Origin of the sequence: Pseudomonas sp. Root569 (assembly GCF_001427465.1) — a bacterium.
Classification (GTDB): domain Bacteria; phylum Pseudomonadota; class Gammaproteobacteria; order Pseudomonadales; family Pseudomonadaceae; genus Aquipseudomonas; species Aquipseudomonas synxantha.
The window spans coordinates 1-22749 of the sequence record NZ_LMGQ01000026.1 but is presented as its reverse complement, the minus strand read 5'-3'; the positions used below and the strand labels follow the sequence as shown (position 1 = coordinate 22749).

Below are 22749 nucleotides of genomic sequence, written 5' to 3'. Positions count from 1 at the left end.
TCTTACATTCATTGGAGTATAACCAGCTTGATACAGGTGTTGGTCGGATAAGTGCGTCAGGCGTCACACTTGGCCGTATTGCTGCCCGTGCCGCAGCCAGCGATCCAGCAACGGGCTGACGTGATCGGGCCAGCGTTCGAGCAGGGCCTGGGCGGCGTCGCGCACTGCAGGCAACAGATCGGCGTCGCGCATCAGGTCGGCAACCTTGAATTGCAGCAGGCCGGTCTGGCGCGTGCCGAGCATTTCACCCGGACCGCGCAGTTCGAGGTCTTTTTCGGCGATGACAAAACCGTCATTGGTTTCGCGCATGATACCCAGGCGCTGACGACCGATCTGCGACAGCGGCGGGTGATACAGCAACACGCAGTGGCTGGCAGCACTGCCCCGGCCGACCCGGCCGCGCAGTTGGTGCAGTTGCGCCAGTCCCAGGCGCTCAGGGTTTTCGATGATCATCAGGCTGGCGTTGGGCACGTCCACGCCCACTTCGATCACCGTGGTCGCCACCAGCAATTGCAGGTTGCCGGCCTTGAACTCGGCCATCACCGCGGCTTTTTCCGCAGGTTTCATGCGCCCATGGATCAGCCCGACCTTGAGCTCGCCCAAGGCGCTGGTGAGGTCTTCGTAGGTGGTCTCGGCGGCCTGGCAGGTCAGCTCTTCAGACTCTTCGATCAAGGTGCACACCCAGTACGCCTGACGGCCTTCGGCACAGGCGCCGCGCACGCGCTCTATCACTTCGACGCGCCGGGTGTCGGTGACCAGCACGGTATTGACCGGGGTACGCCCGGGCGGCAGTTCGTCGAGGATCGAGGTGTCGAGGTCGGCGTAGGCGCTCATGGCCAGGGTGCGCGGAATCGGGGTGGCGGTCATGATCAACTGGTGCGGGTTCATGCGCCCGCCCACGCCTTTCTGGCGCAGGGCCAGGCGCTGTTGCACGCCGAAGCGGTGCTGTTCGTCAATGATGACCAAGGCAAGGTTCTTGAACTGAACTTCGTCCTGGAACAATGCATGGGTACCCACCACCATCGGTGCGCCGGCGGCGATTTGCTCCAGGGCGCTGGCGCGGTTCTTGCCCTTGAGCTTGCCTGCCAGCCACGCGACTTCCAGGCCCAAGGGCTCTAGCCAACGTTTGAAAGTAATGAAATGTTGTTCGGCGAGGATTTCCGTCGGCGCCATCAGCGCCACTTGGTAACCGGCTTCCAGCGCCTGCAGGGCGGCGAGGGCGGCGACCACGGTCTTGCCCGCGCCCACATCGCCTTGGATCAGGCGCAGCATGGGTTCCTGCTGGCTCAAGTCGTAGGCAATTTCATTACCTACGCGCTGTTGCGCTCCGGTCGGCGCAAAGCCGAGGTTGGCCAGGTATTGCGCGGGCAGTCGCGTGGCCTTGGGCAACGCTGGCGCACGCAAGGAGCGCATGCTCTCGCGCAGGCGCTGCTGGGACAGCTGATGGGTCAGCAGTTCTTCGAAGGCCAGGCGATGCTGGGCCCAGTGATGCCCCAGGGCCAGTTCGTCCACATCGGCGTCGGCGGGTGGGTGGTGCAGGTAGCGGATCGCATCAGCCAGGGGCGCCAGTTGATAGTCGCGGGCCAGCTCCAGGGGCAGCCAGTCGGGCAGGCTTTGCGGGCCGAGCATGGTCAGGGTCTGCATGCACAGCTGGCGCAGGCGTTGCTGGGTCAGGCCTTCGGTCAGCGGGTAGATCGGTGTGAGCGTGGTATCTACCGGTGGGGGCTCGTCGCCGGTAATGGCGCGGTATTCCGGGTGGTAGATTTCCAGGCCCGAAGCGCCAGGGCGCGCCTCGCCGTAGCAGCGCACGCGGGTACCACGCTTTAGGCCCTCTTTCTGCGCGTTGCTGAAATGGTAGAAGCGCAAACTCAAGCCGCCGGTGCCATCCTGCAGGCGCACCACTAGGCTGCGGCGCTTGCCCATCACCACGTCGGCGCCGCTGACGGTGCCTTCGATCACCGCGTCCTGCCCGGGGCGCAAGTGGCCGATGGGCACCACGCGGGTGCGATCCTGGTAGCGCAGGGGCAAATGGAACAGCACGTCCTGGAGGTTTTCCAGGCCGACCTTGGCCAGCTTCTCGGCCATGGCCTCACCGACACCCTTGAGTGCCGTCACCGGCACCTGCGACAGCTCAGTCATACGGTTGCTTAGCTCGCGACGGGCGGCTTGGCCACCGAGCACAGGCGGATCGAATCGGCGAGGATCTCAATCGCTTTGGGGCGTGGGAAGCTGGCGCGCCAGGCGATCGCCACGGTACGGAACGGCACCGGAGGGGTGAGTGGGCGCACTTCGATCACGCCCTGGGCGTAGTGATGGCTGTCTACGGCTGACAGCGGCAGGATCGAGATGCCCAGGCCGGAAGCGACCATATGGCGAATGGTTTCCAGTGAGCTGGATTCCACCGTGGTGTGCTTGGCGCCGTCGCTGCCCTTGGTCAGGGTCGGGCAGGCTTCCAATACCTGGTCGCGGAAGCAGTGGCCTTCGCCGAGCAGCAGCAGGCTCTTGTCGTTGAGCAGGGCGGCGTCGATGGTGTCCTTCTTGGTCCACGGGTGGGACGCCGGCATCAACACGTAGAACGGCTCGTCGTAGAGCGGTAGCGTGAGTACGTCCGCCTCGTTGAACGGCAGGGCGATAATGATCGCGTCCAACTCGCCGTTGCGCAGTTTGTCGCGCAGCACATGGGTGAAGTTTTCTTCGATATACAGCGGCATCTGCGGTGCGACGCGGTGCAGTTGCGGGATCAGGTGCGGGAACAGGTAAGGGCCAACGGTGTAGATCGCGCCGACCTTGAGCGGTGCGGTGAGCTGGTTTTTGCCGGCCTGGGCCAGTTCGCGAATGCTTTGCGCTTGTTCCAGGACCTTCTGGGCCTGGGCCACGATGCCTTCGCCTACCGGAGTGAGGCGCACGGCGCTCTTGCTGCGCTCGAAAATCAGCACACCGAGTTCATCTTCAAGCTTTTTCACGCCCACCGACAGCGTCGGCTGGCTGACATGGCAACGCTCGGCCGCGTGGCCGAAGTGCTGTTCCTGGGCGAGGGTCACGATGTAGCGTAATTCTGTAAGAGTCATAGCGGGCGTCCATGAGGTTGCAGGCCAAGCATACCGGCTGCAATCGATAGACGCACGTTATCAGAACTTTGCTGGGGATTAAGTGAGGAATGTCGGAAATTTTGCTGATGTGGCGCCAGCGCATGCGGGAGAAAATATCTCCCGCATAGCTGTGTAGATGGATCTAGCGGCGACGTTTGTCGATGTTGTAGACGAACGGCGCAACGAGTTCGACGCTGCCATTTTTCAGCAGGTCGGCTGGTGGCTTGGGCAGCGGCTGGGCCTTGCGGATCATCTCCAGGGTCGCACGGTCCAGGTCGGCATTGCCGGAGCGGCCTTCCAACTCGTAGGACAATACGTTGCCTTCGGCATCGACCACGAAGCGCAAGCGGTTCATACCTTCCTTGCCGCGCTGTTGGGCGGCGGGTGGGTACTTCTTGTACTTCTGCAGGTGCGCCAGCAGGGTGCTTTGCCAGGACGCCTGGGCCGCTATCTGCTGTGCCGATGGGCCTGGTGCGGGCTGGGCCGATTTTTCCGCCGGTGTATTGGTCGGTGGAGTTTCGCTCGGTGGCTCCTCGGAAGGTTTTTCCTTGGGTGGCTCGGGCTTCTTCTCCACGGGCTTGGGCGGTTTCGGTTTAGGCTTGGGCTTGACCGGCTTGGGTACCTGGATCGTTGGCTTGGGCGCCTCGGCCATTTTTGGCAGAGGCAGCTCTTCCACCGGGGCAGGTGGCTGCGGCGGCGTCACCACCTTGGGCGGTGCCGGAGGCGGCGGCGCTGGCATCGGCGCCAGGTCGATGACCATGGCGGCGGGTGGTAACTGGATCACCTGCGGCGCGGACCATTGGAGCGCGATGATGATCGCGACGGCATGCACGCCCAGCACGACGGCGAGGCTGGTGCCATAACGCGTCAGTTTGTGGCGCGTCGTGATCATTTCTTGGCTGCCGTCTCAAGTCCGACCAGGCCCACCTTGAGGTAGCCGGCTGCCCGCAGGGCATCCATCACGCTCATCAGGTCGCCGTAGTCCACGCCTTTGTCGGCCTGGAAGAAGATCGTCGTGTCTTTCTTACCCTGGGTCTTGGCATCGAGCACCGGGCCCAGGCTTTCAGTCTTGACTTCTTCTTCGCCCAGGAACAGGCGTTGGTCTGCCTTGACACTGAGGAAGATCGGTTTCTCCGGCCGCGGCGCCGGCTTGGCGCTGGATGCTGGCAGGTCCACCTTGATGTCCACGGTGGCCAGCGGTGCCGCCACCATGAAGATGATCAGCAGCACCAGCATCACGTCGATAAACGGTGTGACGTTGATTTCGTGGTTCTCGACGAGCTCGTCGTCGCCTTGATTCAAATGCAGGCCCATGGCCGATTACCCCACTTTCACCATGTGCGGTTGCGAGCTGCGCTCGGTAGGCAGGTGATCGAGGTCACGGCTGACCAGCAACAGGACTTCTGCCGATGCATCCGAAACCTGGGCCTTGTAGCCGGCAATCGAACGGGCGAAGACGTTGTAGATCACCACCGCAGGAATCGCGGCAACCAGGCCCAGGGCGGTAGCCAGAAGGGCTTCGGCGATGCCGGGGGCAACAACGGCGAGGTTGGTGGTCTGGGTCTTGGCGATGCCGATGAAGCTGTTCATGATGCCCCATACGGTGCCGAAAAGGCCGACGAACGGTGCGGTGGAGCCGATAGTGGCGAGTACGCCGGTGCCGCTGCTCATGTTGCGGCCGCAGGCCGCAACCAGGCGCTCGAGACGGAAAGCCACGCGCTCCTTGATACCTTCTTTTTCGCGGGTATTGGCCGACAGGCGCATTTCTTCCAGGGCGTCGTGCACCAGGGTGTTGGCCAGAGTGCCCTTCCTGGTCGCGGTTTCGCTCGCTTCCTTGAGGGTGGTGGCTTTTTTCAGGTGGACGATTTCAGCACGCAGACGACGCTTGGCGCCCAGCAGCTCGAAGCCTTTGGCAATCCAGATGGTCCAGGTGATGATCGAGGCGATGGCCAGGCCGATCATCACGGCCTTCACCACCACGTCGGCGTTCTGGTACATGCCCCATGGCGACAGGTCGTGGGCCATGCCCAGGGTGTTGTCTTCTTCCAGCACTACGCCGGTTTCGTCGGCAGGTGCAGCGTCGCCCGCAGCCTGGGCCGGATCGGTAGCGGCTGGCGCCGGAGCTGGAACGGCCGCCGGGGTAGCAGCATTTTGCTCAGTGGCAGCCGGAGCGGCGGGGGCGGTGGCATCAGCGAATGCGGCGGTCGGTGCCAGCAGTACGCTGAACAGCATCGCAGCAATCGCACGCCAGGCGCGGGATGGGCTGTGAGGCTTGGTTGGCGAAGCGGGGTTTGTATTACGTGTCATGCTGGCCGGACCTGAGAGAAAAAATGGGTGATTGTCCTTCCAGACCCAGGGGGTCGAGGACAAATGGGTGGTTATTATTGCAAGTAATTCTTGTTAACAGAAGTAATACAGTAACTTTATTTGTGCTTTTTCTGGCCGCTGGTCATGCCTGGCGGCTAATCTGCACCTTTAAGAACGGAGTTTTGTGATGTCTGTGCCTTCTGTTGTGATTGCCGGTTGCGGCGATGTGGGTAGTCGGCTGGCTAGCCAATTGCTGGCCTCGGAATGGGAGGTTCATGGCTTGCGCCGCGATATTTCGCGCCTGCCCGACGGGGTGATTGGCATCGCCGGCGACCTGTTCGACAAGGATTGCCCTGACACCTGGCCTATCGGCGGGGTGGATTACCTGGTGTATTGCGCCGCTGCCACCGACCATGACGAAGCCGGCTATCGCGCCGCTTACGTGCAGGGGCTGCAACATGTGCTGGAGTGGTTGAAGGACTACGGCCAGGAGCCGAAACATCTGTTGTTCGTATCCAGCAGCAGCGTGTATGGGCAGCAGAACGGCGAATGGGTCGACGAAACGTCAGAGACGCAAGCGAAGGGTTACTCCGGGCAGGTGATGCTGGAGGCAGAGCAAGTGGCGCTCGACAGCGGCATCCCCGCCAGTGTCGTGCGGCTGACCGGAATTTACGGTCCGGGGCGCGAATGGCTGTTGACCCAGGTGCGCCAAGGCTATCGGGTAGCGATTGACCCGCCTTTATATGGCAACCGGATTCACGCTGATGATGCGGCCGGGCTGCTGGCGTTTTTACTGCGGCACGTAGAGCAGGGCGGTACATTGGACAAAGTCTACATCGGTGTCGACGATGCGCCGGCGCCATTGGCCGAGGTGGTGGGCTGGTTGCGCGAGTACCTGGGTGTGACCGAATGGGCTGATGACGCCAGTGTGCGGCGTGCGGGCAGTAAGCAATGTAGCAATGCGCGCATCAAGGCGCTGGGCTGGGCGCCAACATACCCGACTTACCGGGAAGGCTATACCTCCATCCTGAAAGGATGAAACCCGGTCAAAAATGTGGGAGGGGGCTTGCTCCCGATAGCGGTGAGTCAGCCAAGGAAATATTGACTGGTGTGATGCTATCGGGGGCAAGCCCCCTCCCACATTTAGATTCAGGTGATGCTGTTATTACTTTTCAAGCAGCCACTGGCGTGGGCCTGGGGTGAACTGAGGCACTTCATCCGCCTGCGCGGTATTGATCGCCTGGAAGATTTCCAGTTGTTCACCCTTGCGCGTGAAGATCCATGGGGTGCCCTGGCCGTTCAGTTGCAGCCAGATGCTGTCGTAGCCGCCGCTCATGGAGGCGCAATCACCCGCCAGGCACAGCGAGTAGCGGTCAACACCGGGCAGGCCGGCGACCTTGCCGTCAGCCTGGAACTGCACCGTGGCGCCGCTGCCTGTGCCGTCGGTGATCTTCCAGTCGCCACCCATGTAGGCCGCGTACAGCGCCCGCTCGAAGTTGGCACCCAGTGGTGCGCCTTCGGGGGCCGGGTCTTTGGCGCGGGCGAACAGCTGCTCTGGCTCATTGTCGTTGGCCACTTGCAGCAGTTGTTTGCCTTTGCGCTTGAGTTCGGTGGCGGAGCTGCCGTAGAAGTCCACGCTCCACGCGCCGGGTTTTTCACCCGACAACTTGCCTTCCGCTACTTCAAAACCGTTGTAGTAGCGCGCCTGCAACGCCTTGGTGTTGACCTCCCACTCAAGGTTGGGGCCATAGGATTGCAGGGCTTCACGCAAAGGGCCGCCCTTGGCTGCCGCGTCGATGGCGGCCTGGTTGATCCAGGTACCGCTTACGTCCAGGTCGGCCGGGTTGCTGGCACAGCCGCCCAGCAACAGTGCGAGCAACGAAGAGGCTACAAGCGCTTTGCGCATTACGAAATCCTTATGAAACGAAGCCGGCGCAGCCTTTGGGGCTGCGCCGGGTGTTTTACTCGATGACCAGAATGGCGTCCATCTCAACCTGTGCGCCCTTTGGCAGGGCGGCAACGCCGATGGCGGCGCGAGCTGGGTAGGGTTGTTCGAAGTACTTGCCCATGATCTCGTTGACCTTGGCAAAATGGCTCAGGTCGGTGAGGAAGATGTTCAGCTTGACGATGTCCTTGAACGAACCACCGGCAGCTTCAGCCACGGACTTGAGGTTTTCGAAGACTTGTACGGTCTGGGCTTCGAAGCCTTCAACCAGTTCCATGGTCTTTGGGTCCAGCGGAATCTGGCCGGACATGTAGACGGTATTGCCCGCCTTGATCGCCTGGGAGTAGGTGCCGATAGCGGCTGGGGCTTTATCGCTGGTGATAACTGTCTTGGTCATGAATGACTCCTTGTAATGGATCGGTTATGCACGCATACGGGTGATGCGGATCACACCGGTCAAGGCGCGCAGTTTCTTGATCACGCGGGCCAGGTGCACGCGGTCGTGCACACTGACCACCAGTTGGACCACGCTGATGCGACCATCACGTTCGTCCATGCTGATTTTCTCGATATTGCCGTCGGCGGCGTTGACGCTGCTGGCCAGCAGGGCGATCAGTCCGCGCTGGTGTTCCAGCTCCACCCGCAGCTCGACGTTGAATTCGCCGGTGACATCCTTGGCCCACGAGAGCTGGATGCATTTTTCCGGGTTGTGGCGGATTTCGGTGATGTTGCGGCAGTTGTCCAGGTGCACCACCATGCCTTTTCCCGCAGACAAGTGCCCGACAATCGGGTCGCCAGGGATCGGCGTGCAGCATTTGGCGTAGCTGAGCACCAGGCCCTCGGTACCACGAATCGCCAGGGGGCCTTCAGGGCTTGGCAACTGTTCGCCTTCGCCCAGCAGGCGGCGGGCGACCACGTAGGCCATGCGGTTACCCAGGCCGATATCTTCCAGCAGGTCTTCGATGGTTTCCTGGCGGTATTCGTGGAGCATCGCTTGCACGCGCTCCTGCGGAATCTTGTCCAGGGCGCTGTCGAAGCCATTGAGCACCTTGTTCAGCAGGCGTTCGCCCAGGCTGATGGACTCGGAACGACGCTGCAGTTTCAGGGCATGACGAATATGCGTACGTGCCTTGCCGGTGACCACGAAGTTGAGCCACGCCGGGTTCGGGCGTGCGCCTGGTGCACTGACGATCTCGACCGTGGAGCCGCTTTGCAGCGGTTCGGACAGCGGTGCGAGACGACGATTGATGCGGCAGGCGATGCAGCTGTTGCCGACGTCGGTGTGCACCGCATAGGCGAAGTCGACCGCCGTGGAGCCTTTTGGCAGCTCCATGATCCGGCCCTTGGGCGTGAACACGTAGACCTCGTCCGGGAACAGGTCGATCTTCACGCTTTCGATGAATTCCAGGGAGTTGCCGGCACGTTGCTGCATTTCCAGCACGCCCTTGACCCATTGGCGGGCGCGGGCATGGGTGCCTTTGGGCTGCTCGTCGCCGCTGGACTTGTACAGCCAATGGGCGGCGATGCCGTTGTTGGCCATCTCTTCCATTTCGCGGGTACGGATCTGGATTTCGATGGGCACGCCATGCATGCCGAACAGCGTGGTGTGCAGGGACTGGTAGCCGTTGGCCTTGGGAATGGCGATGTAGTCCTTGAATCGCCCCGGCAGGGGTTTGTACAAATTATGTACAGCGCCCAGCACGCGGTAGCAGGTATCGACCTTGTCGACGATGATCCGGAACGCATACACGTCCATGATCTCGTTGAAGGCCCGGCGCTTGCCACGCATCTTCTTGTAAATGCCGTAGATGTGCTTCTGCCGGCCGCTGACCTCGCCCTCGATTTCGTCGATCGCCAGGCAATGGCTCAGGGACTCTTCGATCTTGTTGACGATTTCCTTGCGGTTGCCCCGGGCGCGCTTGACCGCCTGGTAGATGCGCGCCGAACGCATCGGGTGCATGGCCTTGAAGCCGAGGTCTTCGAATTCGATGCGAATGGCGTGCATGCCCAGCCGGTTGGCGATGGGCGCGTAGATTTCCAGGGTTTCCTTGGCGATGCGCCGGCGTTTTTCACCGGACAGCACTTCCAGCGTGCGCATGTTGTGCAGCCGGTCGGCCAGCTTGACCAGGATCACCCGGATATCCCGGGCCATGGCCATGGCCATCTTCTGGAAGTTTTCCGCCTGGGCTTCGGCCTTGGTCTCGAAGTTCATCTGGGTCAGTTTGCTGACCCCGTCGACCAGTTCGGCCACGGTTTCGCCAAACTGCGCACTGAGCGCTTCCTTGGCGATGCCGGTGTCTTCGATCACGTCATGCAGCATCGCAGCCATCAGGCTCTGATGGTCCATGTGCATGTCGGCAAGAATATTTGCCACCGCAAGAGGATGGGTGACATACGCCTCGCCACTGCGGCGGCGTTGGCCGTCGTGGGCTTGTTCGGCGTAGAAATACGCTCGGCGGACCAGGTTGACCTGGTCTGGGCCGAGGTAGGTCGATAAGCGATCGGCGAGGGCGTCTATGCTCGGCAAAGTGTGAACTCCTGCCGATGGCTGTGACCCCGCGCCGTGCTACGTCGACCAGGCATAGGCTTAGACGTCCTCGTTGGACTCGCCTTCGAACGCTGCAAACAGCGGTTCGTCTTCAACGATTTCGGCGTTGGCGATGAACTCATAGCTCATCAGGCCCTCAGCGATTTCACGCAGGGCTACAACGGTAGGCTTGTCGTTTTCCCACTGGACCAAGGGCTCTTTGCCGCCAGTGGCCAGTTGACGGGCACGCTTGGTAGAGAGCATGACCAGCTCAAAGCGGTTATCCACGTGTTCTAGGCAGTCTTCAACGGTTACGCGGGCCATGGTATTCCTCGGAGCGAATGCAAGATGCGCGCTGCCCGGTTGGGCGAGCGGACTGAGCAGTTTAAAAAAACACCAGCGTTTAGGGAAGCGCTGATTTTTCGCAGACCCTCGCAAAACCGCTGCAAGTGCCAATGTAAGGCCCTTGCAGCAGTTTTGGGAAGAGCCAATCAGCCGAGCAGTTCGGCAAGTAATTTGCCAAAACGTTGCTGTTGACGCTTTTGCTGGAGCTGGTTGGCGCGGAAAATCGCCTTCAAATCGTCCAGGGCCTGGGCGAAATCGTCATTGATGATCAGGTAGTCGTAGTCGACGTAGTGACTCATTTCGCTGACGGCCTCGCGCATGCGGCCTTCGATGATCGCATCGCTGTCCTGGCCGCGGTTGGTCAGGCGTTGGTGCAAGGCTTCCAGCGACGGCGGCAGGATGAAGATCGAGCGAGCCTTGGGCATCAGCTGGCGCACTTGTTCGGCGCCCTGCCAATCGATTTCCAGGATCAGGTCGTGGCCTTCGTCCAGAGTTTGTTGCAAGTGACTTTGGGAGGTGCCGTAGAGGTTGCCGAAGACTTCGGCACGTTCGAGGAAATCGCCATGTTCGATCATCTTGACGAACTCGGTACGCTCGACGAAGTGATAGTGCACGCCATTGACCTCGCCCGGGCGCATGGCGCGGGTGGTGTGGGACACCGAGATGCGGATCTGCTCGTCAGCGTCGGTCAAGGCCTTGACCAGGCTGCTCTTGCCCGCGCCCGAAGGGGCGGAAATGATGTAAAGGGTGCCGGTGCTGTGGGTCATGGAGGTTGCCTTACTCAATATTCTGTACTTGTTCGCGCATCTGCTCGATCAACACTTTGAGGTTGACCGCGGCCGTGGTACTGCGCGGATCGAACGCCTTGGAGCCCAGTGTATTGGCTTCGCGGTTGAGTTCCTGCATCAGGAAGTCCAGGCGCCGACCGGCGGCACCGCCAGACTTGAGGACGCGGCGCACTTCAAGGATGTGGGTACTCAGGCGGTCGAGCTCTTCGGCCACATCGCTCTTCTGTGCGAGCAGGACCATTTCCTGTTCCAGGCGAGTCGGGTCAAGGTCGGCCTTCATGTCGGTGAAGCGGTCGAGAACCTTCTGGCGTTGGGTGGCGAGCATCTGCGGCACCATTTCGCGCAGCGTGACTACATCTGCTTCGATCGAGGTCAGACGCTCGTTGATCAGGCGCGCCAGTTCGGCGCCTTCGCGCTCGCGACCGGCCTTGAGTTCCTTCAGGCCCTGGTTGAAGAGGGCTAGGGCTTCTGCATTCAAGGCTTGCGGGTCAGTTGCGTCGGCCACCAACACGCCGGGCCAGGCCAGCACTTCCAAAGGGTTCAGTGCGGCCGGTTGCTTGATCAGGCCGGCAATGGTTTCGGCGGCGGCCACCAGTTGCGCGGCGCGGTCGCGGTCGACCTGTAGTGGCTTGCCGGTAGTTTCTTCGGTAAAGCGCAGGGTGCATTCCAGCTTGCCACGGGAGATGCCCTGGCGCAGTGCTTCACGGACCGCGCCTTCGAGGTCGCGGAACGACTCCGGCAGGCGCAGGTGCGGCTCCAGGTAACGGCTGTTGACCGAGCGCAATTCCCAGCTGAGGGTGCCTTGGGCCCCGGCTTTTTCGACACGGGCGAAGGCGGTCATGCTGTGCACCATGGAGGTACCTCGTGTTGGATAAATAGAGATTGGCCAGGCCGACCTGTAGGAGCGAGCTTGCTCGCGAAGAACGCAAGGGCGTCGCGCTGAATCAGGAGACCCCCGTTATCGTTAGTGTTTTTCGCGAGCAAGCTCGCTCCTACAGTCGAGAGGCGCAGGATTGTAGCGCAGTGCGCAGGAGGCGCCCAAACATGCGCATTCGTAACCGAATTTTTAGAAGTGCCCCGAATCGGCTGGCGGCTCTATAATGCTCGGCAGTTTTTCGTCCTTCGTACAGGTATCCCCTATGAAACGTCCAAGTGGTCGCGCTGCCGATCAGCTCCGCTCGATCCGCATCACCCGCAACTACACCAAACACGCCGAGGGATCCGTACTGGTCGAGTTTGGCGATACCAAGGTGATCTGCACCGTCAGCGTCGAAAACGGCGTGCCGCGTTTCCTCAAGGGCCAGGGCCAGGGTTGGTTGACCGCTGAATACGGCATGCTGCCGCGCGCCACTGGCGAGCGTAACCAGCGTGAAGCCAGCCGTGGCAAGCAAGGCGGGCGCACCCTGGAGATCCAGCGCCTGATCGGCCGTTCCCTGCGCGCCGCCCTGGACATGTCCAAGCTGGGCGACGTGACCCTGTACGTCGACTGCGACGTGATCCAGGCTGATGGCGGTACCCGTACTGCCTCCATCACCGGTGCCATGGTGGCCCTGGTCGACGCGCTGAAAGTGATCAAGAAGCGCGGCGGCCTCAAGGCCGGTGACCCGCTCAAGCAGATGATCGCCGCGGTATCGGTCGGCATGTACCAGGGTGAGCCTGTGCTGGACCTGGACTACCTGGAGGATTCGGCCGCCGAGACTGACCTGAACGTGGTCATGACCAGCACCGGTGGTTTCATCGAAGTGCAGGGCACCGCTGAAGGCGCGCCATTCCAGCCGGCTGAGCTGAACGCGATGCTGGCCTTGGCCCAGAAAGGCATGACCGAAATTTTCCAACTGCAGAACGCCGCGCTGGCCGACTGAGCCGGTGCCAAGGAGAAACGCCATGAGTGACAGCCAGTTGCCGGTTCCGGCACCGTCCAAGGAAGTACGCCAGTTGGCAATGTTGTGTCACTTCGCGGCGTTTGCGGGGTTGGTATTTCCCTTCGGCAGCTTGTTGGGGCCGCTGATCCTGTGGCAGTTCAAGAAGGACGTGGACCCGCTTATCGATGATCAGGGCAAGGAAGCGCTGAATTTCCAGATTACCGTGGCGATCGCCTGGCTGGTGTGCCTGGTGCTGGGCTTTGTCGTCATCGGCTTTTTGCTGATGACCGTGCTGGTGATCGGGGCGCTGATACTGACGATCATCGCCGGGATCCAGGCCAACAAAGGCGTTGCTTACCGCTATCCGTGGACCTGGCGCCTGGTCAAGTAACCGACCGGCCACAAAAAAACCGACATCGCTGTCGGTTTTTTTGTGCCTGGAGATCGACCTCAGATGGTCAATGTCCAGTCGTAGTCCACAATCAATGGCGCGTGCTGCGAAAAGCGCGGCTGGCGCGGCAAGCGTGCACTGCGCACGAACCGACGCAGACCTGGGGTCAGCAACTGGTAGTCGAAGCGCCAACCCAGGTTGAGCATCTCGGCCTGTTCGTTGTCCGGCCACCAGCTGTACTGGTCGCCTTCACGGCTGACTTCACGCAGGGCATCGACATAGCCCATGTTGCCGACAATCTCGTCCATCCAGGCCCGTTCCGGCGCCAGAAAGCCCGGGGACTGCTGGCTGTCGCGCCAGTTCTTGATATCCAGCTTCTGTTGCGCCACGTACAGCGAGCCACAATAAATGTACTCGCGACGTTTGCGTCGCTGTTTATCCAGATAACGGGCGAAGTCGTCCATTAGCTTGAACTTCTGGTTCAAGTCTTCATCGCCGTTCTGCCCCGAAGGAAGCAGCAAGGTCGCGATGCTGACCTTGTCGAAATCGGCTTGCAGGTAGCGCCCGTAGCGGTCGGCTGTCTCGAAGCCGAGGCCGCTGATGACCGCCTTGGGTTGCAACCGCGAGTACAAAGCCACGCCACCTTGGGTGGGCACTTCGGCATCGCAGGCATAAAGGAAGTAGCCATCCAGTTGGAAGGCTGGGTCGTCCAGTTCAAAGGCGGAGGCGCGGGTGTCCTGCAGGCAGATGACGTCGGCATTCTGTGCTTGCAGCCAACTGAGCAAACCACGCTCGACTGCAGCCTGAATACCATTAACGTTCACACTGATGATCCGCATAAATGGCCCCAAAAATCGCGTGCGTGTATGATACACGCCGTCCACCTAATTAGCTAAATCCGTGGTATCTGAGGCTTTTTTCATGCAGGCGTATCAACGCGATTTCATTCGTTTTGCCATCGATCGCGGCGTTCTACGCTTCGGTGAGTTCACTCTCAAGTCCGGGCGCACCAGCCCGTACTTCTTCAATGCGGGCCTGTTCAACTCGGGTTCGGCCCTGGCTCAGCTGGGTCGTTTCTACGCGGCAGCCATTGTTGAAAGCGGTATTTCCTTCGACGTGCTCTTTGGCCCGGCCTACAAGGGTATTCCCCTGGCTGCGGCTACAGCGGTGGCCCTGGCGGAGCATCATGGGCAGGATCTGCCATGGTGTTTCAACCGCAAGGAAGCCAAGGCCCATGGTGAAGGCGGTAGCCTGGTCGGCGCTCCGCTGACCGGCGATGTGCTGATCATCGATGACGTGATCACCGCCGGCACCGCGATCCGTGAAGTGATGCAGATCATCGCGTCACAGGACGGCGCCAAGGCCGCCGGTGTGCTGATCGCCTTGAACCGCCAGGAGCGCGGCAACGGTGAGTTGTCGGCTATCCAGGAAGTTGAGCGTGATTTCGGCATTCCGGTGGTGAGTATCGTGTCGTTGAACCAGGTGTTGCAGTTCCTGGAAGATGATCCGCAGCTCAAGCAGCATTTGCCGGCAGTGCGGGCGTATCGCGAGCAGTTTGGCGTCTGATACCGACTTTTTGTTGAAATGGGTTTGTGTGGGAGGGGGATCTCCATTGTCCTCTCGCTCTATACAAAAAGGCCCCGCTCAATCGGATTGAGCGGGGCCTTTTATTTGCAGCGTTTTAAGGACGCTTGCGGTTGCTGATCAGCGTACCCATGCCGGTATCCGTGAAGATCTCCAACAGCACCGCATTCGGTACACGGCCATCCAGGATCAGCGCGCTACCCACGCCGCCCTGTACCGCGCCCAGTGCGCAACCGATCTTGGGCAGCATGCCGCCGTAGATGGTGCCGTCGGCGATCAACTCGTCCACTTGCTGGGTGGACAGGCCAGTCAGTACCTTGCCTTCCTTGTCCATCAGGCCGGCAATGTTGGTCAGCAGCATCAGCTTTTCAGCCTGCAGTGCTTCAGCCACCTTGCCCGCTACCAGGTCAGCATTGATGTTGTAGGACTCGCCATTGGCTCCCACACCGATAGGTGCGATCACTGGGATGAAGTCGCTCTTGACCAGCAGGTTCAGCAGATCGGTGTTGATGCCGATCACTTCGCCGACCTGGCCGATATCGATGATTTCCGGCTGGGTCATCTCAGGAGTCTTGCGGGTAACCGTGAGTTTCTTCGCACGGATCAGCTCCGCATCCTTGCCGGTCAGGCCGATGGCGCTGCCGCCGTGGCGGTTGATCAGGTTGACAATGTCTTTGTTGACCTGGCCGCCGAGGACCATTTCCACCACGTCCATGGTCTGCGCGTCAGTGACGCGCATGCCATCGATGAAGTGACTCTCGATCGACAGGCGCTTGAGCAGGTCGCCGATCTGCGGGCCGCCGCCGTGCACCACCACCGGGTTGATCCCTACGGCCTTCATCAGCACGATGTCGCGGGCAAAGCCGGTTTTCAGCTCGTCGCTTTCCATGGCATTGCCACCGTACTTGATCACCAGCGTCTTGCCGACGTAGCGTCGAATGTAAGGTAACGCTTCGGACAGGACCTTGGCGGTGTTGGCAGCGGCTTCGCGTTCGAGGGTCATTCAGGGCTCCGGGCAATAAATCAGAACGGTAATTGGAGATCAGGGGCAACACGTTTCAGCTGGGCATGGAACACGTCCTTGATGCGCTGCAGCTCAGCCTCGGTATCCGCCTCGAAACGCAGGACCAGCACCGGTGTGGTGTTGGACGCGCGAACCAGGCCCCAGCCTTTGGCGTAATCGACTCGCACACCATCAATGGTAGTCAGGTCGGCGCCTTCACCCCATTGCGCATCGTGCAATGCGTCAATGATGCTGAATTTGCTCTCCTCGGTCACATGGATATTGATCTCTGGCGTAGAAATATCATTCGGGAAGGTCTGAAACAGCTCTTCGGCCGTGGATTTCTCCTTGCTGAGGATCTCCAGCAGGCGAGCGGCACTGTAAATGCCGTCGTCAAACCCGAACCAGCGTTCCTTGAAGAATACATGGCCGCTCATTTCACCGGCCAACAGCGCGCCAGTTTCCTTCATTTTCTTTTTGATCAACGAGTGGCCAGTCTTCCACATTAGCGGGCGGCCGCCATATTCCTTGATCAGTGGCGTCAGGCGGCGGGTGCACTTCACGTCGAAAATGATCTCGGCGTTGGCATTGCGCGCTACCACGTCACGGGCAAACAGCATCAGCAGGCGGTCCGGAAACACAATCTCGCCGGTTTCAGTCACCACGCCCACGCGGTCGCCGTCGCCATCGAAGGCCAGGCCTACGTCGGCACCCACTTCCTTGACCTTGGCAATCAGGTCTACCAGGTTTTCTGGCTTGCCTGGGTCTGGGTGATGGTTGGGGAAGTTGCCGTCGACGTCGCAGAACAGCGGGATCACCTCGCAGTTCAGGGCTTCGAGCAGCTGCGGGGCGATCACGCCGGCCGCACCGTTGCCGCAATCGACCACCACTTTGAGGCGGCGCGCGAGTTTGACGTCGCGGGTGATTTCGTCAGAGTAGCGCTGCAGGATGTCGACTTTGGTGACGGTGCCCTGGCCACTGGTCAGGTCGTTGGTTTTGAGGCGCTTGTGCAGGGCCTGGATCTGTTCGTTGGCCAGGGTGTCGCCCGCGATGACGATCTTGAAGCCGTTGTAGTCCGAGGGGTTGTGACTGCCGGTGAGCATTACCCCGGATTTGCCGGCCAGGACATTGGCGGCGTAATACAGCGCGGGTGTTGGCACCAGGCCGACGTCGCTGACGTGGCAGCCGCTGTCGGCCAGGCCCTGGATCAGTTGCTCGACCAGCTCCGGGCCGGACAAGCGGCCGTCACGCCCCACTGATACGTTGGGTTCGTCCTGGGCCAGGCTCTGGGAGCCGATGGCGCGGCCAATCCAGTAGGCGGTTTCGGCGGTCAGGGTCTTGGGTACCACGCCCCGAATGTCATAGGCGCGAAAAATGCTGTCGGGGAAGGTCGGGGCTACGCGGGCTGCAGTACTCATCGCGGGGGAAACTCCATCTGAAAGGGGCGGGGCTGGCCTGAATGGGGCTGGCCGGCAGGCTCAAACTGAAGGGTATGACGGCGTTTTCGGCAGAGAGTTCGTGGTGTAAAAGTGCCATCGGGGCTTTTGGCTTGCCCGTACGGTCAAGTAATGCATTGATTTTGCTGGATAAATCTCGTTCTTGAGCTCCGCGCATTCTTCATCCTGAAACGCCGGGCGGTGGCATCGGGCCGGACCAGGGTGTCCGACCTGATTCAGCTTAGTCAGTGACTGCCGGAATGCCCAAAACCGCCTGCGCCGCGCTGGGTTTCGTCGAACTCTTCTACCAGTTCGAAGTGCGCTTGTACCACGGGCACCAACACCAGCTGGGCGATGCGTTCGCCGATTGCGATGTTGAACGCGGTCTGGCCACGGTTCCAGCACGACACCATCAGCTCGCCCTGGTAGTCGGAGTCGATCAGGCCGACCAGGTTGCCCAGCACGATCCCGTGTTTATGGCCCAGGCCGGAGCGCGGCAGGATCAGCGCCGCCAGGCCAGGGTCGCCAACATAAATCGACAAGCCGGTGGGGATCAGGATGGTCTGGCCCGGTTCAAGGACGGTGTCTTGCTTGAGCATGGCGCGCAGGTCCAGGCCGGCGGAGCCTGGAGTGGCGTAGGCCGGCAGAGGGAATTCGTTGCCGATGCGGGGATCGAGGATCTTGGCTTGCAAAGCGTGCATGGAAATTAAACCTGGTTCAGCCGTTGGGCGATAAAAGAGATCAGTTGGCGGGCAATCTTGCCCTTGCTGGTCTGGGCGAAAAGGGTGGCGTGCAGCTCGCGGTCGATCACGCTGCAGGCATTTTCCTCGCTGTTGAAGCCGATGCTCGGGTTGGCGACATCATTGGCAACGATCAGGTCGAGGTTTTTGTCTTTCAGTTTGCGTGCGGCGTAGTCCAGCAGGTGTTCGGTTTCGGCAGCAAAACCTACACTGAACGGGCGATCCGGACGAGTGGCGATGGTGGCCAGGATGTCCGGGTTGCGCACCATTTGCAGGAGCAGGCCGTCACCGCTTGTGGGGTCTTTCTTGAGCTTTTGCGGGGCGACGACTTCCGGGCGGTAATCCGCAACCGCTGCCGAGGCGATGAACAGGTCGCAGGGAATGGCCGCTTCACAGGCTGCCAGCATGTCCCGGGCGCTGACTACGTCGATTCGCGTGACGCGGTCAGGGGTGGGCAGATGCACCGGGCCAGTGATCAGGGTGACCCGTGCGCCTGCCTCGACCGCTGCTTCTGCCAACGCGAAGCCCATTTTTCCTGAGCTATGGTTGGTGATGTAGCGCACCGGGTCGATGTTTTCCTGGGTCGGGCCGGCGGTGATCAGCACGTGCTTGCCGGTCAGGGCCAGGTGCTGGAAGCACTCGGCGGCGCACTGTGCCAGGTCGGTGGCTTCGAGCATGCGGCCCATGCCGACATCGCCGCAGGCTTGGCTGCCGGAAGCGGGGCCGAACACCTTGACGCCGCGGCTTTGCAGGAGCTGGGTATTGGCCTGGGTAGCCGGGTCGCGCCACATGGCCTGGTTCATGGCCGGGGCGATGGCGACGGTGGCGTCGGTGGCCAGTACCAGCGTGGTCAGCAGGTCATCGGCAATGCCCTGGGCCAGGCGGGCGATCAGATCGGCGGTGGCCGGGGCGATCAGTACCAGGTCGGCCCATTTGGCCAGCTCGATATGGCCCATGGCGGCTTCGGCCGCCGGGTCGAGCAGGTCCAGATGAACCGGGTGGCCGGACAGGGCCTGCATAGTCAGCGGGGTGATGAACTCACTGCCGCCACGGGTCATGACCACGCGCACTTCGGCGCCCTGGTCCAGGAGCCTGCGAACCAGCTCTGCGCTCTTGTAGGCGGCAATGCCGCCGCCGACGCCGAGAACGATGCGTTTCCGATACAGACGCTGCATTGGTTTGCCTTTCCAGTTCAGTGATGCCAGTTCAGTGACGCCTGCGATGACCCCTCCCCAGGTGAAATCGCATGCAAAAAAGAGCGCCTACGATAACACAGCGCCCGCTGGGCAACAGCGGAGCAGGTACACACGGAGGTAGGATGAGTATTCGTGATTGGCCCGTGGCGGAGCGCCCGCGGGAGAAGTTGTTGGAAGGCGGCGCGGCGAGCCTGTCCGATGCCGAGTTGTTGGCGATCTTCCTGCGTACAGGGGTTTCCGGTAGAAGTGCGGTCGATCTGGCGCGCCATCTATTGGCGCAATTCGGTGGCTTGCGCCCACTGCTGGAGGCCAGCCAGACGCTGTTCAGCCAGCATCTGGGGCTGGGGCCGGCAAAGTTTGCCCAGCTGCAGGCGGTGCTGGAAATGTCCCGGCGCCACATGGCCGAGCGCTTACGCGCTGATTCGGTGCTGGAGAGCCCGCTGGCCGTGCGCGAGTACCTCAAGGCACTACTGCGCCATGAACCCCATGAGATTTTTGGCTGCCTGTTCCTTGATTCAAGACACCGGGTGTTGGGGTTTGAGGCAATGTTTCAGGGCACCATCGACACCGCGATTGTTTATCCGCGACAAGTGGTAAAGCGTGCGCTGGCGTACAACGCGGCGGCGTTGATCCTGTGTCACAACCATCCGTCCGGGAGTGTAGAGCCCAGTGCAGCTGATCGAAAATTGACCAAGTTGCTGCAAAAGGCGTTGGAGGCGGTGGATGTGCGCGTGCTGGATCACATCATTGTTGGAGATGGTGACCCGCTGTCGATGGCTGAATACGGGTGGATATAACGACACCCGTATCTGTAGGAGCGAGCTTGCTCGCGAAAACCTGATGATCTCGCGGGGCATCAGGGTTTTCGCATTATCGTTAACGATCTTCGCGAGCAAACTCGCTCTTACAGTGCAAGGTGTTGCGCCTTACGGCTTGACGCTGACTTTCGAATAATCCTGACGCCCGAACGGGCTCACCTGATAGCCCTCGACATTCTTGCGGGCCAGGGCAAACGCTGTCGGATGTGCCAGCGGCAGCCACAGGGCCTGCTGCTGGATCTGCGCCTGGGCCTGTTGATACAGCTTGGTACGCACGCCTTGCTCGCTGGTGGTCTTGCCGGCGCGGATCAACTTATCCAGCGCGGGGTCGCAATAGCGGGCGAAGTTGGTGCCGGACTTCACTGCGGCGCAGGAGAACTGCGGGGTCAGGAAGTTATCCGGGTCGCCGTTGTCGCCAGCCCAGCCCATGAACAGCAGGTCATGCTCGCCGGCCTTGGCGCGGCGAATCAACTCGCCCCATTCGATCACACGGATTTCGGCCTGGATGCCGACCTTGGCCAGGTCGGCCTGCAACAGCTGTGCGCCAAGATTCGGGTTGGGGTTCAGCAGGCTACCGGTAGGGCGAGTCCATATCGTGGTCTTGAAGCCGTCCTTGAGCCCGGCACGGTCGAGCAGCGCCTTGGCTTTGGCGAGATCTTGTGGATAGCCCGGCAAATCCTGGGCATAGCTCCAGGTGTTCGGCGGGTAGACACCATTGGCTGCTTCGCCAGTGCCTTCGAATACGGCCTTGAGGTAGCTGTTCTTGTCAAAGGCCAAGTTGATCGCCTGGCGCACCTCGGGCTTGTCCAACGGTGGGTGCTGGCTGTTGATGGCGACGAATGCGGTCATGAACGCGGCGGTTTTTTCCACCTTCAAGGCTGGGTCTTTTTCGGCCTCGCCCACATCCAATGGCTTGGGCGAAAGTGCGATCTGGCATTCATCGCGGTGCAGCTTCTGCAGGCGTACGTTGGCATCCGGAGTAATGGCGAAGATCAAGTTATCCACCGCCGGCTTGCCGGCGAAGTAGTCCGGGTTGGCCTTGTAGCGCACCACGGCATCTTTCTGAAAACGCACAAAAACGAACGGGCCGGTGCCGATTGGCTGGCTGTTGAGCTTCTCGGGAGTGCCGGCCTTGAGCAGTTTGTCGGCATATTCAGCCGGGTAGATCGAGGCAAAGCCCATGCTCAGCGACGCAAGGAAGGTGGAGTCGGCGTGGTCGAGGGTGAAACGCACGGTCAACGGGTCAACGGCGTCAATCTTCTTGACCAGTGCCGGCAACTGCAGGGATTGGGCGTGGGGGAAGCCGCTCTGGGCGATCTTGTGCCACGGGTTGGCCGGATCAAGCATGCGCTCGAAGCTGAAACGTACGTCTTCGGCGGTCAACGTACGGCTGGGGTTGAAATAGTTTGTGCGGTGGAATTTCACGCCCGGGTGCAGCTTGAAGGTGTAGGTCAGGCCATCGGATGAGACTTCCCAACTGTCCGCCAGGCTCGGTACCAGTTTGCCGCTGGCTGCGTCGAAGTCCACCAGGCGGTTCATCAGCACGTCTGCTGAGGCATTGGTGGTAGTCAGCGAGTTGTACTGCACCACATCGAACCCCTCGGGGCTGGCCTCGGTGCAGACGCTCAGGTTGGTGGCCGCGATAGCCGTCGGCGCGATAAAGAGAGGAGCAAGCAATAGCGGTAGGGCAGCGAGGCGCATATTCGGTTTCCTGTGCAGATCGAAGGCCCATCTGCGAGTGCAGTCTGGAAAAAGCCTACCGTAGAGGTCTGATTGATAAATGACTAGCCCATTTTTGCCTGTGCTTTTGGCCCAAATGCTGTTTTGATGGCGCCTCAGCGCGTTTCGCCGTGTACTTCCCCGTGCCTGTGGGCGCTGTAAATCATTCTGTGCGACGAGCGGTCGGCTGTCACAGCGGCCCCTCCTGGCAGTGGTTCAGGCGTCTGCCACTAAGATTTACGGTGGTAAAAACACACGGGCTGTTGTTGCACTGGGGTCTTTCTGGTATAAAGCAGCGCTCTTTTCTAGGGGCCCGGTTCCTTCGCTTGTAGGTGTAGCCGGTAAGACCCTAAAGAAACGCGGCGCCTGGCGCCAAATGACTGAGAGATTAAGCGGCCAACCCATGCCGGGTTGGGCATGTGGTTTTAGAGGGCTGAGGCATGTCGAGAGTCTGTCAAGTTACCGGTAAGGGTCCGGTGACTGGGAATAACATTTCCCACGCAAATAACAAAACCCGTCGTCGTTTCCTGCCGAACCTGCAGCATCACCGCTTCTGGGTTGAAGAAGAGAAACGTTTTGTTCGCCTGCGTGTATCTGCCAAAGGCATGCGTATCATCGACAAGCGCGGCATCACTGTCGTGCTGGCCGAAATCCGCGCCGCTGGCAAGATCTAAGGAGCTCTATCATGCGTGAATTGATTCGAATGATCTCTAGCGCCGGTACTGGTCACTTCTACACTACCGACAAGAACAAGCGTACTACCCCGGACAAGCTCGAAAAGAAAATGTTCGACCCGCGCGTTCGCAAGCACGTGATCTACAAAGAAGGCAAAATCAAGTAATTGATTTTCTTCCTTGTGAAAAAAAGCCCGTATCTCACGATGCGGGCTTTTTTTTGTCTGTTGTCCCGTCCTGAATAAGGTTTACGCCTTCTGACCTATCTTCAGGAGGAGTCAATGGATTCGGGCAAAAGGCGGAGCCAGCGTGACTACACGCTAGG

At 60.6% G+C, this 22749-nt stretch carries 23 protein-coding genes and 1 pseudogene; 7 read left to right on the top strand and 17 right to left on the bottom strand.

The window, feature by feature from the left end; all coding sequences use genetic code 11:
• Nucleotides 1–63: 63 nt before the first annotated feature.
• The 5 genes from recG to exbB all read right to left on the bottom strand — a co-directional run bounded on the left by recG (nucleotide 64) and on the right by exbB (nucleotide 5396).
• Nucleotides 64–2139: an ATP-dependent DNA helicase RecG gene (gene recG, locus ASD70_RS22345; protein ID WP_046072605.1), complete on the bottom strand. Its 2076-nt coding sequence runs from the start codon at nucleotides 2137–2139 to the stop codon at nucleotides 64–66.
• An 8-nt stretch (nucleotides 2140–2147) separates the two neighbouring features.
• Nucleotides 2148–3068, bottom strand: a complete 921-nt coding sequence (locus tag ASD70_RS22340; RefSeq protein WP_046070096.1) for a hydrogen peroxide-inducible genes activator — start codon at nucleotides 3066–3068, stop codon at nucleotides 2148–2150.
• Between the two features lie 163 nt (nucleotides 3069–3231).
• On the bottom strand, nucleotides 3232–3981 hold the full coding sequence (locus tag ASD70_RS22335) for an energy transducer TonB family protein (protein ID WP_043048079.1): 750 nt from the start codon (nucleotides 3979–3981) through the stop codon (nucleotides 3232–3234).
• Entirely contained in the window at nucleotides 3978–4403 is a 426-nt protein-coding gene (exbD, locus tag ASD70_RS22330; RefSeq protein WP_003176926.1) for a TonB system transport protein ExbD, read from the bottom strand. Before exbD ends, ASD70_RS22335 begins: the two co-directional genes overlap by 4 nt.
• A gap of 6 nt (nucleotides 4404–4409) precedes the next feature.
• Nucleotides 4410–5396, bottom strand: coding sequence for a tonB-system energizer ExbB (gene exbB / locus ASD70_RS22325; RefSeq protein WP_056847474.1), 987 nt, complete (start codon nucleotides 5394–5396; stop codon nucleotides 4410–4412).
• A 187-nt stretch (nucleotides 5397–5583) separates the two neighbouring features.
• Between exbB and ASD70_RS22320 the strand changes: the two genes are divergently transcribed.
• Nucleotides 5584–6435 (top strand): SDR family oxidoreductase, encoded by an 852-nt coding sequence (locus tag ASD70_RS22320; protein WP_046070094.1) that lies wholly within the window; start codon nucleotides 5584–5586, stop codon nucleotides 6433–6435.
• Nucleotides 6436–6561: 126 nt separating this feature from the next.
• Here the strand turns inward: ASD70_RS22320 and ASD70_RS22315 are convergent, their stop codons facing one another.
• From ASD70_RS22315 to ASD70_RS22290, 6 genes are all read right to left on the bottom strand, one after another.
• A complete protein-coding gene (locus ASD70_RS22315) occupies nucleotides 6562–7302 on the bottom strand; it encodes a hypothetical protein (protein WP_046070093.1) in 741 nt (246 codons plus the stop codon).
• A gap of 55 nt (nucleotides 7303–7357) precedes the next feature.
• Nucleotides 7358–7738 (bottom strand): RidA family protein, encoded by a 381-nt coding sequence (locus tag ASD70_RS22310; protein ID WP_003176922.1) that lies wholly within the window; start codon nucleotides 7736–7738, stop codon nucleotides 7358–7360.
• Between the two features lie 24 nt (nucleotides 7739–7762).
• Nucleotides 7763–9868 (bottom strand): bifunctional GTP diphosphokinase/guanosine-3',5'-bis pyrophosphate 3'-pyrophosphohydrolase, encoded by a 2106-nt coding sequence (gene spoT, locus ASD70_RS22305; protein WP_015886535.1) that lies wholly within the window; start codon nucleotides 9866–9868, stop codon nucleotides 7763–7765.
• Between the two features lie 60 nt (nucleotides 9869–9928).
• Nucleotides 9929–10192 (bottom strand): DNA-directed RNA polymerase subunit omega, encoded by a 264-nt coding sequence (gene rpoZ, locus ASD70_RS22300; RefSeq protein ID WP_003195508.1) that lies wholly within the window; start codon nucleotides 10190–10192, stop codon nucleotides 9929–9931.
• Between the two features lie 167 nt (nucleotides 10193–10359).
• On the bottom strand, nucleotides 10360–10980 hold the full coding sequence (gmk, locus tag ASD70_RS22295; protein ID WP_046070092.1) for a guanylate kinase: 621 nt from the start codon (nucleotides 10978–10980) through the stop codon (nucleotides 10360–10362).
• 10 nt (nucleotides 10981–10990) lie between these two features.
• Nucleotides 10991–11854 carry a YicC/YloC family endoribonuclease gene (locus tag ASD70_RS22290; RefSeq protein WP_056847473.1) on the bottom strand — a complete coding sequence of 288 codons (864 nt, stop codon included), beginning with the start codon at nucleotides 11852–11854 and terminating at the stop codon, nucleotides 10991–10993.
• Nucleotides 11855–12140: 286 nt separating this feature from the next.
• On the opposite strand from ASD70_RS22290, the gene rph reads away from it, so the two are divergent.
• A complete protein-coding gene (rph, locus tag ASD70_RS22285) occupies nucleotides 12141–12863 on the top strand; it encodes a ribonuclease PH (protein ID WP_043048066.1) in 723 nt (240 codons plus the stop codon).
• Nucleotides 12864–12885: 22 nt separating this feature from the next.
• Nucleotides 12886–13254, top strand: coding sequence for a DUF4870 domain-containing protein (locus ASD70_RS22280; protein WP_043048064.1), 369 nt, complete (start codon nucleotides 12886–12888; stop codon nucleotides 13252–13254).
• 59 nt (nucleotides 13255–13313) lie between these two features.
• On the opposite strand, the gene ASD70_RS22275 is transcribed toward ASD70_RS22280, so the two are convergent.
• The gene (locus ASD70_RS22275; protein ID WP_003195493.1) at nucleotides 13314–14093 is read right to left on the bottom strand and encodes an exodeoxyribonuclease III; all 780 of its coding nucleotides are present in this window, start codon (nucleotides 14091–14093) and stop codon (nucleotides 13314–13316) included.
• A gap of 82 nt (nucleotides 14094–14175) precedes the next feature.
• On the opposite strand from ASD70_RS22275, the gene pyrE reads away from it, so the two are divergent.
• Nucleotides 14176–14820: an orotate phosphoribosyltransferase gene (pyrE, locus tag ASD70_RS22270; RefSeq protein WP_003195489.1), complete on the top strand. Its 645-nt coding sequence runs from the start codon at nucleotides 14176–14178 to the stop codon at nucleotides 14818–14820.
• A gap of 115 nt (nucleotides 14821–14935) precedes the next feature.
• On the opposite strand, the gene argB is transcribed toward pyrE, so the two are convergent.
• From argB to coaBC, 4 genes and pseudogenes are all read right to left on the bottom strand, one after another.
• Nucleotides 14936–15841, bottom strand: a complete 906-nt coding sequence (gene argB, locus ASD70_RS22265; RefSeq protein ID WP_043048062.1) for an acetylglutamate kinase — start codon at nucleotides 15839–15841, stop codon at nucleotides 14936–14938.
• Between the two features lie 20 nt (nucleotides 15842–15861).
• Nucleotides 15862–17268, bottom strand: a pseudogene (locus ASD70_RS22260) (phosphomannomutase/phosphoglucomutase); the annotation flags it as partial.
• Nucleotides 17269–17522: 254 nt separating this feature from the next.
• Complete coding sequence (gene dut / locus ASD70_RS22255) at nucleotides 17523–17978, bottom strand: dUTP diphosphatase (protein ID WP_046070088.1); 456 nt, start codon at nucleotides 17976–17978, stop codon at nucleotides 17523–17525.
• 5 nt (nucleotides 17979–17983) lie between these two features.
• Nucleotides 17984–19192, bottom strand: a complete 1209-nt coding sequence (gene coaBC / locus ASD70_RS22250; protein WP_056847471.1) for a bifunctional phosphopantothenoylcysteine decarboxylase/phosphopantothenate--cysteine ligase CoaBC — start codon at nucleotides 19190–19192, stop codon at nucleotides 17984–17986.
• Nucleotides 19193–19335: 143 nt separating this feature from the next.
• Between coaBC and radC the strand changes: the two genes are divergently transcribed.
• Nucleotides 19336–20010: a RadC family protein gene (radC, locus tag ASD70_RS22245; protein WP_046070087.1), complete on the top strand. Its 675-nt coding sequence runs from the start codon at nucleotides 19336–19338 to the stop codon at nucleotides 20008–20010.
• A 129-nt stretch (nucleotides 20011–20139) separates the two neighbouring features.
• On the opposite strand, the gene ASD70_RS22240 is transcribed toward radC, so the two are convergent.
• The gene (locus tag ASD70_RS22240) at nucleotides 20140–21732 is read right to left on the bottom strand and encodes an ABC transporter substrate-binding protein (RefSeq protein WP_056847470.1); all 1593 of its coding nucleotides are present in this window, start codon (nucleotides 21730–21732) and stop codon (nucleotides 20140–20142) included.
• Between the two features lie 458 nt (nucleotides 21733–22190).
• Here ASD70_RS22240 and rpmB point away from each other — a divergent pair, with 458 nt between their 5' ends.
• Together rpmB and rpmG are read left to right on the top strand one after the other, a co-directional pair.
• Nucleotides 22191–22424 carry a 50S ribosomal protein L28 gene (gene rpmB, locus ASD70_RS22235; RefSeq protein ID WP_003176907.1) on the top strand — a complete coding sequence of 78 codons (234 nt, stop codon included), beginning with the start codon at nucleotides 22191–22193 and terminating at the stop codon, nucleotides 22422–22424.
• 11 nt (nucleotides 22425–22435) lie between these two features.
• Nucleotides 22436–22591 carry a 50S ribosomal protein L33 gene (gene rpmG / locus ASD70_RS22230; protein WP_003176906.1) on the top strand — a complete coding sequence of 52 codons (156 nt, stop codon included), beginning with the start codon at nucleotides 22436–22438 and terminating at the stop codon, nucleotides 22589–22591.
• Nucleotides 22592–22749: the final 158 nt, after the last annotated feature.

Bases quoted from the DNA above. Each gene is read 5' to 3' on its own strand.
- recG (WP_046072605.1), bottom strand. From the start codon at position 2,139: ATGACTGAGCTGTCGCAGGTGCCGGTGACGGCACTCAAGGGTGTCGGT.
- ASD70_RS22340 (WP_046070096.1), bottom strand. From the start codon at position 3,068: ATGACTCTTACAGAATTACGCTACATCGTGACCCTCGCCCAGGAACAG.
- ASD70_RS22335 (WP_043048079.1), bottom strand. From the start codon at position 3,981: ATGATCACGACGCGCCACAAACTGACGCGTTATGGCACCAGCCTCGCC.
- exbD (WP_003176926.1), bottom strand. From the start codon at position 4,403: ATGGGCCTGCATTTGAATCAAGGCGACGACGAGCTCGTCGAGAACCAC.
- exbB (WP_056847474.1), bottom strand. From the start codon at position 5,396: ATGACACGTAATACAAACCCCGCTTCGCCAACCAAGCCTCACAGCCCA.
- ASD70_RS22320 (WP_046070094.1), top strand. From the start codon at position 5,584: ATGTCTGTGCCTTCTGTTGTGATTGCCGGTTGCGGCGATGTGGGTAGT.
- ASD70_RS22315 (WP_046070093.1), bottom strand. From the start codon at position 7,302: ATGCGCAAAGCGCTTGTAGCCTCTTCGTTGCTCGCACTGTTGCTGGGC.
- ASD70_RS22310 (WP_003176922.1), bottom strand. From the start codon at position 7,738: ATGACCAAGACAGTTATCACCAGCGATAAAGCCCCAGCCGCTATCGGC.
- rpoZ (WP_003195508.1), bottom strand. From the start codon at position 10,192: ATGGCCCGCGTAACCGTTGAAGACTGCCTAGAACACGTGGATAACCGC.
- gmk (WP_046070092.1), bottom strand. From the start codon at position 10,980: ATGACCCACAGCACCGGCACCCTTTACATCATTTCCGCCCCTTCGGGC.
- ASD70_RS22290 (WP_056847473.1), bottom strand. From the start codon at position 11,854: ATGGTGCACAGCATGACCGCCTTCGCCCGTGTCGAAAAAGCCGGGGCC.
- rph (WP_043048066.1), top strand. From the start codon at position 12,141: ATGAAACGTCCAAGTGGTCGCGCTGCCGATCAGCTCCGCTCGATCCGC.
- ASD70_RS22280 (WP_043048064.1), top strand. From the start codon at position 12,886: ATGAGTGACAGCCAGTTGCCGGTTCCGGCACCGTCCAAGGAAGTACGC.
- ASD70_RS22275 (WP_003195493.1), bottom strand. From the start codon at position 14,093: ATGCGGATCATCAGTGTGAACGTTAATGGTATTCAGGCTGCAGTCGAG.
- pyrE (WP_003195489.1), top strand. From the start codon at position 14,176: ATGCAGGCGTATCAACGCGATTTCATTCGTTTTGCCATCGATCGCGGC.
- argB (WP_043048062.1), bottom strand. From the start codon at position 15,841: ATGACCCTCGAACGCGAAGCCGCTGCCAACACCGCCAAGGTCCTGTCC.
- dut (WP_046070088.1), bottom strand. From the start codon at position 17,978: ATGCACGCTTTGCAAGCCAAGATCCTCGATCCCCGCATCGGCAACGAA.
- coaBC (WP_056847471.1), bottom strand. From the start codon at position 19,192: ATGCAGCGTCTGTATCGGAAACGCATCGTTCTCGGCGTCGGCGGCGGC.
- radC (WP_046070087.1), top strand. From the start codon at position 19,336: ATGAGTATTCGTGATTGGCCCGTGGCGGAGCGCCCGCGGGAGAAGTTG.
- ASD70_RS22240 (WP_056847470.1), bottom strand. From the start codon at position 21,732: ATGCGCCTCGCTGCCCTACCGCTATTGCTTGCTCCTCTCTTTATCGCG.
- rpmB (WP_003176907.1), top strand. From the start codon at position 22,191: ATGTCGAGAGTCTGTCAAGTTACCGGTAAGGGTCCGGTGACTGGGAAT.
- rpmG (WP_003176906.1), top strand. From the start codon at position 22,436: ATGCGTGAATTGATTCGAATGATCTCTAGCGCCGGTACTGGTCACTTC.